General features: G+C 62.4%; 12 protein-coding genes. 8 read left to right on the top strand and 4 right to left on the bottom strand.

The features are described 5' to 3' along the window. Positions 1-83 precede the first annotated feature (83 nt). Entirely contained in the window at positions 84-428 is a 345-nt protein-coding gene (locus tag BM338_RS15295) for an ArsR/SmtB family transcription factor (protein WP_255367332.1), read from the bottom strand. Between the two features lie 139 nt (positions 429-567). On the opposite strand from BM338_RS15295, the gene BM338_RS15300 reads away from it, so the two are divergent. Further along, a complete protein-coding gene (locus BM338_RS15300; protein ID WP_090452143.1) occupies positions 568-1,314 on the top strand; it encodes a glucose 1-dehydrogenase in 747 nt (248 codons plus the stop codon). Between the two features lie 88 nt (positions 1,315-1,402). On the opposite strand, the gene BM338_RS15305 is transcribed toward BM338_RS15300, so the two are convergent. Then, on the bottom strand, positions 1,403-2,065 hold the full coding sequence (locus BM338_RS15305; RefSeq protein ID WP_090452145.1) for a DUF3313 domain-containing protein: 663 nt from the start codon (positions 2,063-2,065) through the stop codon (positions 1,403-1,405). Positions 2,066-2,346: 281 nt separating this feature from the next. Between BM338_RS15305 and BM338_RS15310 the strand changes: the two genes are divergently transcribed. Further along, positions 2,347-2,976, top strand: a complete 630-nt coding sequence (locus BM338_RS15310) for a TetR/AcrR family transcriptional regulator (RefSeq protein WP_090452147.1) — start codon at positions 2,347-2,349, stop codon at positions 2,974-2,976. A gap of 53 nt (positions 2,977-3,029) precedes the next feature. Here the strand turns inward: BM338_RS15310 and fusA are convergent, their stop codons facing one another. Further along, complete coding sequence (fusA, locus tag BM338_RS15315; RefSeq protein WP_090452149.1) at positions 3,030-5,195, bottom strand: elongation factor G; 2,166 nt, start codon at positions 5,193-5,195, stop codon at positions 3,030-3,032. 198 nt (positions 5,196-5,393) lie between these two features. On the opposite strand from fusA, the gene BM338_RS15320 reads away from it, so the two are divergent. The 5 genes from BM338_RS15320 (at position 5,394) to BM338_RS15340 (ending at position 11,268) form a co-directional block, all read left to right on the top strand. Beyond that, positions 5,394-6,494 carry a VirK/YbjX family protein gene (locus BM338_RS15320; protein WP_090452151.1) on the top strand — a complete coding sequence of 367 codons (1,101 nt, stop codon included), beginning with the start codon at positions 5,394-5,396 and terminating at the stop codon, positions 6,492-6,494. After that, positions 6,482-7,027, top strand: a complete 546-nt coding sequence (locus BM338_RS15325; protein WP_090452153.1) for an RNA polymerase sigma factor — start codon at positions 6,482-6,484, stop codon at positions 7,025-7,027. The genes BM338_RS15320 and BM338_RS15325 overlap by 13 nt, the downstream gene beginning before the upstream one ends. Next, positions 7,027-8,064: a FecR family protein gene (locus BM338_RS15330; protein ID WP_090452155.1), complete on the top strand. Its 1,038-nt coding sequence runs from the start codon at positions 7,027-7,029 to the stop codon at positions 8,062-8,064. The genes BM338_RS15325 and BM338_RS15330 overlap by 1 nt, the downstream gene beginning before the upstream one ends. Positions 8,065-8,265: 201 nt before the next feature. Beyond that, entirely contained in the window at positions 8,266-10,668 is a 2,403-nt protein-coding gene (locus tag BM338_RS15335; RefSeq protein ID WP_177229377.1) for a TonB-dependent siderophore receptor, read from the top strand. Between the two features lie 72 nt (positions 10,669-10,740). Next, positions 10,741-11,268: a hypothetical protein gene (locus tag BM338_RS15340; RefSeq protein ID WP_090452159.1), complete on the top strand. Its 528-nt coding sequence runs from the start codon at positions 10,741-10,743 to the stop codon at positions 11,266-11,268. Positions 11,269-11,325: 57 nt separating this feature from the next. Here BM338_RS15340 and BM338_RS15345 read toward each other — a convergent pair whose 3' ends face one another. After that, complete coding sequence (locus tag BM338_RS15345) at positions 11,326-11,817, bottom strand: DUF6496 domain-containing protein (RefSeq protein ID WP_090452161.1); 492 nt, start codon at positions 11,815-11,817, stop codon at positions 11,326-11,328. Between the two features lie 264 nt (positions 11,818-12,081). Here BM338_RS15345 and BM338_RS15350 point away from each other — a divergent pair, with 264 nt between their 5' ends. Continuing rightward, positions 12,082-12,993, top strand: a complete 912-nt coding sequence (locus BM338_RS15350) for an ion channel (protein ID WP_090452163.1) — start codon at positions 12,082-12,084, stop codon at positions 12,991-12,993. The last annotated feature ends 66 nt before the right edge of the window (positions 12,994-13,059 follow it).

Here is a 13,059-nt window from a genome sequence, read left to right on the forward strand (position 1 = left end):
GCCGCCATGGAAGCGGGAGCATTACGGAACCGGGCAAGATGGGTGTCTCGGGACGCGATGCCATGGTGTGCTCCTCGGTTTGCTCAGCCAACCCTGGTTTTCGCGGCCGCCGTTCTCCGTTTTGCCACCCGTTGACGCTCCATCAACTGCGCTTTGTACGCGCCCATGATGGCCGGTAGCAGGCCGGGAAAGCGCTGCTCGATTTCCTTGCAACGCGTGGTGTTGTGCATTTCCACGCCGTGCCGTTCGCTGCGGATCAGGCCGGCCTCGCGCAGCGCGCGAAAATGTTGCGAAAGCGTGGACTTGGGAATGTTGCGATCGCGGATCTGCAGGAAGGTAGAACAGGTCTGGGCACACTTCGAACCGGCCATCTCCGCATAGATCGCCACGCGCACGGGGTCGGACAGCGCATGGAGGATGCCCTCCATGGTGACGTCCTCGATCGATGGGTGGACCAGGGGTTTCATGCCGTCATGTTATCGCCCCTTGACTCTTAGTTCTATAGTTCATATGTTGCGAACTACTGAAGTACACCCTCCCTACTCTCCCTCGCAAACAGGACAAGTCATGAGCAAGCTCAAAGGCAAAGTCGCCGTCGTTACCGGCGCATCCAAGGGGATTGGCGCCGCTATCGCCAAGTCGCTGGGCGCGGAAGGCGCCTCCGTTGTAGTGAATTACGCGTCCAGCAAGGCGGGCGCCGATGGCGTGGTCGCCGCCATTAACGCGGCTGGCGGCAAGGCCATCGCCGTACAGGGCGACGTCTCCAAGGCGGCCGACGCGCAGGCCATCATCGATGCGGCGGTCAAGGAGTACGGCCGGCTTGATGTGCTGGTCAACAATTCGGGTGTGTATGAGTTCGCGCCGCTCGAGGAGATTACCGAGGAGCACTATCACAAGCAGTTCAACGTCAACGTGCTCGGCCTGCTGCTGACCACCCAGGCCGCGGCCAAGCATTTGGGCGAAGGTGGCAGCGTTATCAACATCGGCTCGCTGGTGACGCGCATCGCGCCCACCGGCGGCTCGGTCTACACCGCCACCAAGGGCGCGGTGGATGCCATTACCGCTGTGCTGTCGCGCGAACTGGGCGCACGCAAGATCCGCGTGAACGCCTTGAACCCGGGCATGGTCGAAACCGAAGGCACTCACTCGGCCGGCTTTATCGGTTCCGATTTCGAAACCTGGGCCGTCTCGCAGACCCCGCTGGGCCGCATCGGCCAGCCGAACGACATCGCCTCGATCGCGGTGTTCCTGGCTTCCGACGACTCGTACTGGCTGACCGGCGAGAAGCTGTATGCCGGCGGCGGTGTGCGCTGATCCGGTAATCCGATCCAATCGTTGTTAGACGTCCAAACGAAGGGCGCCGATGCGGCGCCCTTCGTTGTTTTGCATCGACGTTGATGTGTCAGTCCAGCCGCGCCATCAGGTCTTCCGCACCTTTCTTGATGCCGGTTCTTGACGCGCCTAGCGCACCGAACGTGGCTTTGACGTTCATGGCATTGGGATATTGCTTTGCGATATACGCATTAAGAAGGCGGTGGCTGGAGGCGTCGTAGATCTCCACCGCATAGCTCACCGAGCCCGACATCGCGCCTTCTTTGCCGCGAATCGACTGCACCACGTTGTACGGCCCGCCGGCGAGATCGAACTTGGTCACCGTGCCGACAAACTGCTTGGTGGCCTTGGCCCCTGTCAGCGTGAGTTTCACTAGCAGCGTTCGCGGATCCGGGCGGTTCACCAGACTGAAGCGATACGACAGCGCTTCGCCAAACTTGGTACGCATGTAGTCGGCCAGGTCCTGCTTGTCCTGCTCGGAGACCTTTTCGAACTGGTTGTCCGGGCCCCGATAGATGGTCACCGGCTCGACAATGACCTTGTCATAGCGATGCCAATCCACTTCGGTCGTATAGGCGTAAGGCACGCGACCGGAGGAGTCGCTGGGGTTCGGCTGCAGTTCGGGCGAGGACTCCAGCCCGGTGTAATTGACCGGACGGGTGGTGGCGCAGGCCCCCAAGGCAAGACAGATGGCTGCCGTAGCCATCTGGCGCAACGCGGTTGAAGCTTTCATTCGATGGCTCCCAGATTGATTGAGCTAAGTGAAGGCAAACACGTCCCTGTCAGCGCGTGACAACACACGCTGCTGGGCCGCTTCGCTGTTTTCTTCAGAAACGATGGCTACCGCGATGCCGGGAACGGCGGCGCGATAGCGAGGGATAGAACGCCCGACGACCAGCGGGTCTCCGGTCATACCGCATAATAATGAAACCGTACGGTACGGTTTTAATCATAGAGAGGGATTTTCGTTCCCGTCAAGAAAAATGTACAGTTGGGTTCGCTTATGGAGCCCGTATGAAAGTCCGAACCGAAGCCAAGCGCGAAGCGATCATCGAGGCGGCGGCCACGCTGTTTCAGGAATTCGGCTATGAAGGCGCGTCGATGAACGAGCTGGCTAAACGGCTGCGCGGGTCAAAAGCCACGCTCTACGGGTACTTTCCGTCGAAGGAAGAACTCTTCGTCGCCGTGGTGCGCTCGTTCGCCACCGACCACCTCGCGGAAGCCACGCAGGCGCTGCCGGCGACGGTCAAGGACAAGGCGGAACTCAAGGCGGCCTTACTGCGTTTCGCGGAGCAGATCCTGCTGGTACTGACCAACGACGCGAAGGCGATCGCCATCAATCGGGTGGTGATTGCGGAAGCCGGGCGCTCCGACGTGGGCGAACTGTTTCATCAGGCAGGCCCGGACGAGTGCATCGTGACCCTGGCCAGATTGCTGCAGAAGTCGATGGGCCTGCGCTTGCTGCAACGTGGCGACGCTCTGCTGAGCGCTCGCCAGTTGCTGGCACTCATCACGGCCGAAACCACTCCGCGCATGTATCAGCGCAATCCGGCACCCATCGCGCTGCCGACGATCCGGCGCATGTGCAAACGCGCCGTCGAGATGTTCCTGGCCGGTTCGGCGCCGCAAAAGGACGCCGGTTAAAACAAAAGCGCCGGCAACCCTTGCGGGTTGCCGGCGCTGCGGGACTCGCCCGTTTACTTGCTGCCCTCTTTCTCCATCAACTTGGCCACCATGCTTGCCGGCACTTCTTCGTAGTGGTCGAACTCCATGGTGAAGGTGCCGCGACCACTGGTGGCCGAACGCAGGAAGTTGATGTAGCCAAACATCTCCGCCAGCGGCACGAAACCCTGCACGAAGGCGTTGGTGCCGCGCTGACCCTGGTCGCTGATCGAACCGCGACGGCGGTTGATGTCGCCGATCACGTCACCGAGATAATCGGCTTCGGTGACCACCTCCAGTTTCATGACCGGTTCCAGCAGCTTGGGATTGGACAGCTTTTGCGCTTCACGGAAGCACGCACGGGCGGCGATTTCGAAGGCGAGTGCGGACGAATCGACGTCATGGTATTTGCCGTCCACCAGCCGCGCCTTGAAGTCGAGCACTTCGTAGCCGGCGATCTGGCCTTCGCGCGACTCCACCATCACGGCATGTTCCACGGCAGGAATATATTCGCGCGGTACACGACCGCCGACGACTTCGTCGGAGAACACCACGCCGCTGCCCGGCTCACCCGGCTCGAAGATGATCTTTACCTCCGCGAACTGGCCCGAACCGCCGGACTGCTTCTTGTGCGTGTAGGTATGCTCCACCGTCTTGCCGAACGCCTCGCGGAAGCTCACGCGCGGCTTGCCCATGCTGGCTTCCACACCCAGTTCGGTGCGCATGCGGTCGATGGTGATCTCCAGATGCAACTCGCCCATGCCTTTGAGCACGGTCTCGCCGGTCTCCTTGTCCACTTCCAGCTTCAGTGAGGGATCAGCCTTCGCCATTTTGTAGAGCGCGGTAGAAAGCTTGTCGATGTCATTGCGGTTCTTCGGCTCTACCGACACGCTGATCACCGGGTCGGGGAAGCGCATACGCTCCAGCAACACGGGGTGCGCCGGATCGGTCAGCGAATCACCGGTCTCGGTTTCCTTTAGCGACACGAAGGCGCAAATGTCGCCGGCACGCACTTCGTCGATTTCCTTGGTGGCATTGGCCTGCACTTCCACGATGCGGCCCACGCGCTCCTTCTTGCCGCGCGTGACATTGAGCAAGGTATCGCCCTTCTTGATCACGCCGGAATAGATGCGGCAGAACGTCAGCGTGCCGAACTGGTCGTTGATCACCTTGAAGGCCAGCACGCGCGCTGGCGCTTCATCCACCACGCCCTGTTCGCCGGTCACGTGGCCATCCTCGTCCACCAGCGCGATGCCGCCGTTTTCGCCCGGATACGGCATGTAGTCGATCACGGCGTCCAGCAGCTGCTGTACACCTTTGTTGCGGTAGGAAGAGCCGCAGAACACCGGCACCAGTTTGCCGGATACACAACCCTTGCGCACGCACCGCTTCAACAGGTCAAGGCTGAAGTCGCTGCTGTTGACGAAGGTCTCGACGTCACCCGCGTGAAGCAGCTTGTCGAACGCGACGTCATCCATTTCCAATGCACGCTCGATGGTCTCGTCGCGCAGTTTGGGCAGGTTGGCGACCCATTCGCGATCGGCGACGGCAGAGAACTGGGCCTTTGGATGGGTGGCAATCTGGTCCAGCGGCACGGTTTCCCATGGGCTGTCCTTGTCGTCGCCCTGCCAGATATAACCGACGCCGGCCACCAGGTCGGCCATGCCAATGAATTCGTCATGGCTTCCTAGCGGCACCTGGCATAGCAGTGCGTTGGCGCCGAGGCGTTCGCGGATGCCTTTCACGCAATGCGCGAAGTTGGCACCGATGCGGTCCATTTTGTTGACATAGCACAGGCGCGGCACGTTGTACTGGTCGGCCAGGCGCCAGTTGGTCTCGGTCTGCGGCTCCACGCCGGCAACGCCGTCGAACACCACCACGGCACCGTCGAGCACGCGCAGGCTGCGGTTCACCTCAATGGTGAAGTCGACGTGCCCGGGCGTGTCGATCACATTGATCTGATGCCCTTTCCACTCGGTCGACACTGCGGCCGACTGGATGGTGATGCCACGCTTCCGCTCCTGCTCGAGGTAATCGGTAGTGGTGGAACCTTTGCCGTCCTTGGTGTCGTGCACGTCGACAATCTGGTGCTTCTTGCCGGTGTAGTACAGGACACGCTCGGTGGTCGTGGTCTTGCCTGCATCGATGTGCGCGATGATGCCGATGTTGCGGTAAAGCGGAAGCGGTTTGTGACGTGCCATTGTTGCCGGCTCCGATGGGTGCGGGGGTGAACCGTCCACTTTACGCCGATCCCTGCCCCGCCGCAGCCTGGGCCAGCCCCTTGAAAGCACCGCGCGAGCCCGTTTGATCGCATGGCCGGGCCAATAGCGCCGGGCCATTTCAATTTCCGGGCTCACGCACGTCTTAAAGGGTCATAGTCCCAGGCGAGCGTTACTCCCTTGAACAGACCCGACCACAGCCCTGGCATCCGGGCCATCGATACGGACCTCACCTTTACGGCCGCCTTGCAGGAAGCGGCCGCGCAAAGGTTTCGCTCTTTTCTGGCCTGGCCGGTGGTGCGTACCGCGGCCAACTATCTGCGTTCGGTGCGCCATCGACCGGATTGGCTGGGCGTGCGGCTGGATCGCCGGCTCACGTCGGCAAAATATGTCCTGCGCACGCTCTGCATGCCGCTGCAGCACATGCGGCACCTCGACTTTATCTACGAGAACGCAGATATGCGCGCCTACCAGAGTCGCGATGCGCGCCTGCTCGAACGGCATTTCCATCGCTACATCAACTTGTCATGGAGCCGGCGCGAACGCCTGCGCACCGTCCGCCAGCACTACCGGTTCGCGCTGGCGACGTTGCCGCGGCCGCTGTTCCAGGCGATCTACCTGCGCGGCAACGCACCGCTCGGCGAGATCCGCCTGAAGGATGGCAGCCCGCTGAAGATCGCGCTGTGCCCGCCCATCGCCATGGGTTGCGAAGGCGAGCTCTGCATCCAGCTCAGCTTGGCCGACGACAGACCGGTGTATCGCATGGTCATTACCGTGATCGATGAGCGCCCCACCCTCGCCATCGGCTGCATCCAGGGCCCGGACGGCGAAAACAGCCGGGAGATCGTGCGCGACCTCACACGTCAGCTGCATGGCCTGCGTCCGAAACAACTGTTGCTTTACCTGGCCTACGCGTTCGCACGCCACCACGGCATCGAACGGATCTGCGCCATCAGTAATGCCGCGCACCCGCTGCGCCGCAACGGCCGCAAGTTTGAGGCGGACTACGATGCGTTCTGGCAAGAGCAGAAAGGCATGCCGGTTCGGCGCGGCTGGTATGTTCTGCCCGCCTCGCCCGGGCGCAAGACCGAGGCTGAAGTATCCAGCCAGCATCGCTCCGCTTTCCGCCGGCGCGAAGCGCTGCGTACCGAGGCCGAACGGCTGCTTGCCGACGCACTCGGCCAGGCCACGCCCAGGCACAGCGCGTATGCTTCGGCGCATGACCCGATCTCCCCCCGGTCGTTCAACAACAGCCGTCCGGAAGCACTGTGGACAAGCTAGAAAAAACCATTGACGACGCTGCGCCCGGGTATGCCGCGCAGGTGGCCGAGCTGTTCCGCGAGCACAACCGCGCGCTGATCGCCTTCCTGCAGTGCAAGCTCAATTCGGTACACGACGCCCAGGAGGTCGCGCAGGAAACCTTCATGCGCATGCTCACCCTGGATCGCCCCGAGCAGATCGGCTCGCTGCGCGCCTATCTGTTCCGCATCGCCTCCAATCTGGCGGTGGATCGGCTGCGCATGCACAAGGTGCGCAGCGATGCCGCGCGGGAACAGCTGCCGGAAGAGATCTGGCATGGCGTACCCGTGCCCGAGCGCCACGCATACGCCACTGAACAATGGCGCGGTATCCGTGAGGCATTGCGGGAGCTGCCGGAAAAAACCCACCAGGCGTTCGTCATGCATGTGATCGAAGGACGCGATTTCGCCGTGGTCGCGCAGACCATGAAACTGAGTGAGCGCATGGTGCGCTACCACGTCACCCATGCGCTGGCTTATTGCCGCGCGCGGGTCGGCGACCTGGAGATGCCGTAATGGCCGAGACCCCGATTCCCCTTGATGACAAAACCCTGTTGGCCGCGGCTGACTGGTGGACGCGCCTGCGCGATACCGGCAACAACACCGATAACGTCAGCGACGACGTCACCGAACAGTGGCTGGAATGGACGTTGCTGGATCCGCGGCATATGGAAGCCTTCGAGCGCGTCACCGCGCTCGGCATGCAGCTGGGCAACCTGGATGAGCTGACCCGGCAGCGTTTCATCAGCGAATTCGCCCGCCCCGTTTCGGCCCCGCGCCGTCGGTCCCGATGGCCACTTGCCGTGGTGGCTATGACGGCCGCGGCGTCGGTGGCTTTGATGGCACTGGTGGGCTACGTGGCCTGGACCCTGCGTTACGAGGGCGAGCTGAGCAACAAGGTGTACGTCAGCGCGGTGGCGCAGAAGGAAGAGATCACTCTGCCCGACGGCACCAAGGTAACCCTGGGCGGCGCGTCCAGGCTCACGGCCGACTTCAGCCACAAGGAACGGCGGGTCGAATTGAACGAAGGCGAAGCCTTCTTCCAGATCGAGCCTGATGCGCGCCCGTTCCTGGTGACGGCCGGCGCGCTGGCAATCCGCGATATCGGCACGGCGTTCGATGTACGTCGCACGGGACAGCATGTGAGCGTAGCGGTCAGCCAGGGGCGCGTGCAGGTCAGCGACAAGTCGTCCAGGCGGCCCGACCCGAAAGCGCTGGAAGCGGGCGCCGGCCAGCGGATCTTTTTCGATCCGGCCACTGCGGCTCTGCACCTGGGCGATATCGCGCCGGAGCAGACCGCGGCCTGGCGCGACGATCGCCTGGAGTTCATCGACGAACCGCTCGACGTGGTGGTGGCCAACATCAACCGCTACAGCCCGCGCCCGCTACACATCGTCGATAGCAGCCTGGAAGCGCTCACCTTCACCGGCAGTATCAAGACCGACGCCATCGACAACTGGGTCAATGCCTTGCCGAAGGTCCTCCCGGTCCAGGTGAAGGCCACACCAGACCAGATCGTGTTGTCGCGAGCGCAGGGCAAATCCTCGCCGTAAGTTTCGGGTAACCCTCGCGGTGACCGGTACGTAACCTCACCCACCGCATGGATGCTTCGAAAAACTCGCCACCTAGCCCGTCATCCCGGCTTTCGCCGGAATGACGAGCAAAGATGGTTTTTTCAAAGCGCCCTCATAGCACTGACATTCGTCGCAGCACCATGCAAAAATCAGATTTTTCGCCTGGGTGTTGTGCATGTTATGAGCCGTGGGGTCGTGCTGGTCATCTGCGGCTGTCTTTCGCTGTCCTCGGTCGCCCTGGGTGCTCCGGATGCTTCAGTGCGTGCGGCTGTCGCTCTGCCGCGCAAGGCCTTCGCGATTCCCGCGCTGCCACTGCCCTCGGCCCTGATCGCGTTCGGTATGCAAGCCAACGTGCAGCTGCTGACCGCAGGCGGCACCAGCGCGAACCTGCGTTCGGAAGGCGTCAACGGCACCTTGCCGGTCGACGCCGCACTGGCCCGGCTGCTGCAAGGCACCGATCTGGACTACGAGTTCATCGATGCGGGCACGGTGGTGGTGCGTCCGCGCTGGGCGGTACGCCCGCCGGCGCCGCGCCCGGAAACCGTGGCCGCGCTGAAGGCCGACATGGGCGATGCCAAGCTGCTCTCCACCGTGCGATCGATGGCGCTACTGGGCAGCGACGAAGGCTATATGGTCGACATCAGCGACAGCGCCACGCGCACCATCTCGTCGCTGGCCGATGTGCCGCAATCGGTGAGCATCGTTACGCGTGACCTGATCGACTCGCAACAGCTCCGCTCCGTGGCCGACGCGGTGCGCAACGTCGCTGGCGTGCAAGGCATCGAAGGTAACGATGGCGTGCCGCTGTTCCAGATCCGCGGTTTCTATACCGGCAATGGCATGACCGACGGCATGCCCAACAGCGTGTCGGGGCTGGGCGATTTTCCGCCGCTGATTGGCGTGGAACGCATCGAAGTGCTGAAAGGACCGGAATCGATCCTCGGCGACCTCTCGGTCGACAATAATTTCGGCGGCCTGATCAACGTGGTGATGAAAAAACCGCAGAGCCGCCCGCTACAACAATTGAGCTTTGCGCTGGGCCCGCATGGCGATACCCAGACCGGCCTCGATCTGGCCGGACCGCTGAGCCCACACCTGAGCTACCGCATGGTGCTTTCCGGCGAATATGCCGATCGCACCGAGCAGGGTTATCACGGCGACCGCCGTGCCTACTTCGCCCCATCCATCGGCTGGCAGAACGACAGCACCCGTTTTATCGCTGGCCTGCAATACATCGCGCACCGTCTGCCAGTGCCTGATTACAGCGTCTTGCTGGGCGATAGCCTTGCCACGGCTTCGCCGGACGGACTGCTGCTGGGCAACCCGCGCGATCACTCTTTGCTGCGCACCAATCGATTCACGTATTCGCTGGAGCATCGATTCGCCACAGGATGGATGTGGCGCAGCCGAGGCCAGTACGCGCATCAGTCCAAGCGGATCCAGGGCTGGATCTTCGATTCGCCGATGCCTTCGGGCGATATCACCGCTATCGCTCAGAGCTACCGCTACTCGGACAACTACTACACGCTGCAGAACGACCTTACCGGCGTGTTCTCGCACGGCATGTTCGAGCACACCGTCGTTATCGGTTTCGACTACTCGCGCACCAAGATCGGTAGCAGCACCGATTTTTTCCAGATCGCCGGCACGCCTTACAACATCTTCACCAGCGCGCGGTTGCCGTCAGTGCAGTCAGTGCTCGACATGAGCAGTGGCACGCGCGACTCCTCCAACCCATGGACGACCGACTGCGGCTGGTTCCTGCAGGATCAGATCGCTATCGGCGAGCACTGGAACGTGCTGTTGGCAATGCGGCGCTCGTCGTATCAGCTCAACACCGAAGATGCCGACGGCAATCCGCAGAACCTGCGCAAGACGCGCTGGGTACCCAATGCCGGCGTGGTGTACAAGCTGACGCCGGATGTCTCGCTTTACGGCAGCCTCGCCTCGGGCTTTCAGCCGGACACCTTGCTGGGCAAAAACGGCAAACCGTTGCGTCCGGCCTCGTCGCGCCAGACCGAGTTCGGCACCAAGTTCAGCCTGTTCCAGGGCCGCGCGCGCCTGTCCGCTGCTCTGTACCGCATTACGCTCGACCGCAGCACCGACCTGGTGACCTCGGACCCACCCTATTTCGCCATGCCCGGCCCCGGCCAGATCAACAAAGGCATCGAAGTGGAGTTCACCGGCCAGGTGGCGCCAGGTACCGACATCACCGCCAACTACACCGACGCACGCATCCGCAACCGCGACGGCACCCTGGCCACCGGCGCGCCGCACCAGCGCCTGAGCCTGTGGGCCAGCTACCGCGTTCCCTCCGGTGCGTGGCAGGGCTGGGGCGTGGCTGGCGGCATCACTGCGCGCAGCCGCAGCGTAGGTATGAACTGGAATACCGGTGATTACTTCGACATCCCCGGTCAGGCCAGCATGGACGCCAGTCTGTCGTACCAGGCGCGGGACTGGAGCCTGACGCTCGGCGTAAGGAATCTGTTTGACCGTCGCCTGCACGGGGTGAATTTCAACGAGAGTTTCGTGCCGCTGCAGCGCCGGCGCACTTTTCTGCTCAGCGGCACCTACAACTTCTGAGAGCCCAATGCCGGTTTCATTTCTGCCGGCCACAGACGTCTTGTGTGGGATAGCCCCGACGAGCGCCCTGTCTTGAACGTGCCGACGATCGACCTGAAACTTTTCACGCGGCGTACCCGCCGTATGCATCGCCACGACTTTTGCAGCGCCGACCCGTACGGGTTGCGCATCGGCGTGCTCACCACCAAGGAGGTATTGATCAAGCACGCCTGTCTCACCATCGAGCTGCAGCCGAGATCGTCCCAGGTGTGTCCTGAGAACTTCTTTCTCAACCTCGTCCCCGCCTTCTCCAACCGCACGATCTGGTCGTTCCGTCATCGCCCCAGTTACTGGCGCATCGAACCCGCCGACATTCCCAATTTCCGCCGGCTGCAGGCGCTGATGGACACGCCCGATTTCGATGAGCGCTTCCAGCATGCCGATCTGCGCGCCTACACGCGGCGGGTGCGCAAGAATCCGGCCATGCTTCGCGCGGTCACCACTTCGCTTTATTTACAGCTCACGCCCGAGAGGGCGTTCACCCTGCTGTCCAGAGATGCCTATCAGCCCATATCGCTGATGTTTCACACGGGCGACTGGCCGCAGGCGACGCCGGTGTAAGTTCACGCAGGGGCTATGGCGGGACTGCCCATGACCGCTCCGCCCTTTGCGAGCCATTCAATGGCCTCGTGCCTTGCGCGTCCTGGCCGCCTTCTTAGCCGCCGCCGAACGCCCCGCCGCACCTTTTGTACGCGCCGCTTTTTTCGCGGCGGCGGAGCGCGATACCGCCGTGCGTTCGGCCGCGCTGCGCTTCGCCTGCGCCGAGAGCGCTTTATGCGATACCGCCGCATATCCCTCCCGCTTCAAAGCATCCTCTGTCGCGCGTGAGCGTCGGGCAGAGGGCGCGTGCGGGTGCTGCGCGGCCCGCTCATCGGCGGCGGCTTTCTTGCGGATCGACGGGCTTGCGGTCTTTTTCACCGGCACCTTAATGCCGGCCCGGCGCGCTTTGGAAAGGCCGATGGCGATGGCTTGCCTGGCCGAGCGTGCGCCGTGCCTGCCTTCGCGCACATGCTCGATCTCCTCGCGAATGAATTCACCGGCTTGGGTGCTTGGCGCCTTACCCTGACGTTTATCACGGGCAACGGCTCTGCGTGTTTTCTCCTCGGGCATGAGCTACCTCCACGAGCTGGATGGATCTTCGTGTTAGGCCAACCAACGTCGATGCGATGTCAAACAAGTGTGTTCCCTTGCTCGCTTTGTTCATCGACGCGCCCGTCCGTGCGGATCGACTGCTCGTAAAGATCAAGCCTGTCGTCAGCCCGGAGCTGACGCTTCACCGATCCTGAAAAGTGTACGGCCCGTATCCGATGCTATGGCGGCGGGTTGGCGGCGTGGTATTGAAGTCGCTGTCATCCGCACCGCAATGGCCATGTCATGGACTCCAAGCGCCCTCCCCTGTTTCAGCGCAAGCCGCGCACGATGGAAATCGGCGGTCGCCAGTACGTCAGCCACGGACTGACGCGGCGCTTCTGGGACGACATCTATCACTACGCGCTGACCATCCGCTGGCCGGTGTTCTTTGGCCTGGCCGCGACCATCTTTCTGCTGCTCAACGCGTTCTTCGCCCTGCTCTATCAACTGGGCGACGGCGCCATTGCCAACCAGTTTCCCAAGGGCTTCAGCGGTGCTTTTTTCTTCAGCGTGGAGACGCTGGCGACGGTGGGCTATGGCGACATGCACCCCCAGACTGTGTATGCGCATTGCGTTGCAACGGGGGAGATCTTCACCGGCATGGGTTGCATCGCGCTGGTTACCGGCCTGATCTTTTCGCGCTTCTCACGGCCGCGCGCCAAGATGCTGTTTGCAGATCATCCGGTGATCCGCAACATCAACGGCCAACAGACCTTGATGATCCGCGCCGCCAACATCCGCCAGAACGTGATCGCCGAAGCCTCGGCCACGCTGTACCTGTTGCTGCGCGAAGTGTCGTCCGAAGGCTTCCGGCTGCGCCGCATCTATGATCTGAAGCTGATGCGCGATCGCCATCCGGTGTTCTCGCTGAGCTGGAGCCTGATGCATGTCATCGACGAAACCAGCCCGCTCTACGACGCGACGCCCGAAACGCTGGAGAACACCGAAGCACTGATCCTGCTGACCATCGAAGGCGTCGACGAAACCACCTCGCAACCGATGCTGGCCCGACGCCAGTGGAGCCATCGCGAACTGCGCTGGAATCACCGTTACCTGGACCTGGTACGCGACGGCGAAGACGGCATGAGCCATATCGACTACGGCGTATTTCATGAGGTGCTGCCGGTGGAAAGTGAGGAGCGCGTGACGCCTTGAGTGCACCGGCCTCTGGCAACCAAGTCGGGGCATCCATAACTTGACGCAGTTCACGCTTCGTGCACT

It is taken from the genome of Dyella sp. OK004, from assembly GCF_900114495.1.
In the GTDB taxonomy this organism is placed as follows: domain Bacteria; phylum Pseudomonadota; class Gammaproteobacteria; order Xanthomonadales; family Rhodanobacteraceae; genus Dyella_D.

Bases quoted from the DNA above. Each gene is read 5' to 3' on its own strand.
- BM338_RS15330 (WP_090452155.1), top strand. From the start codon at position 7,027: ATGGCCGAGACCCCGATTCCCCTTGATGACAAAACCCTGTTGGCCGCG.
- BM338_RS15305 (WP_090452145.1), bottom strand. From the start codon at position 2,065: ATGAAAGCTTCAACCGCGTTGCGCCAGATGGCTACGGCAGCCATCTGT.
- BM338_RS15335 (WP_177229377.1), top strand. From the start codon at position 8,266: ATGAGCCGTGGGGTCGTGCTGGTCATCTGCGGCTGTCTTTCGCTGTCC.
- fusA (WP_090452149.1), bottom strand. From the start codon at position 5,195: ATGGCACGTCACAAACCGCTTCCGCTTTACCGCAACATCGGCATCATC.
- BM338_RS15295 (WP_255367332.1), bottom strand. From the start codon at position 428: ATGGAGGGCATCCTCCATGCGCTGTCCGACCCCGTGCGCGTGGCGATC.
- BM338_RS15350 (WP_090452163.1), top strand. From the start codon at position 12,082: ATGGACTCCAAGCGCCCTCCCCTGTTTCAGCGCAAGCCGCGCACGATG.
- BM338_RS15300 (WP_090452143.1), top strand. From the start codon at position 568: ATGAGCAAGCTCAAAGGCAAAGTCGCCGTCGTTACCGGCGCATCCAAG.
- BM338_RS15345 (WP_090452161.1), bottom strand. From the start codon at position 11,817: ATGCCCGAGGAGAAAACACGCAGAGCCGTTGCCCGTGATAAACGTCAG.
- BM338_RS15310 (WP_090452147.1), top strand. From the start codon at position 2,347: ATGAAAGTCCGAACCGAAGCCAAGCGCGAAGCGATCATCGAGGCGGCG.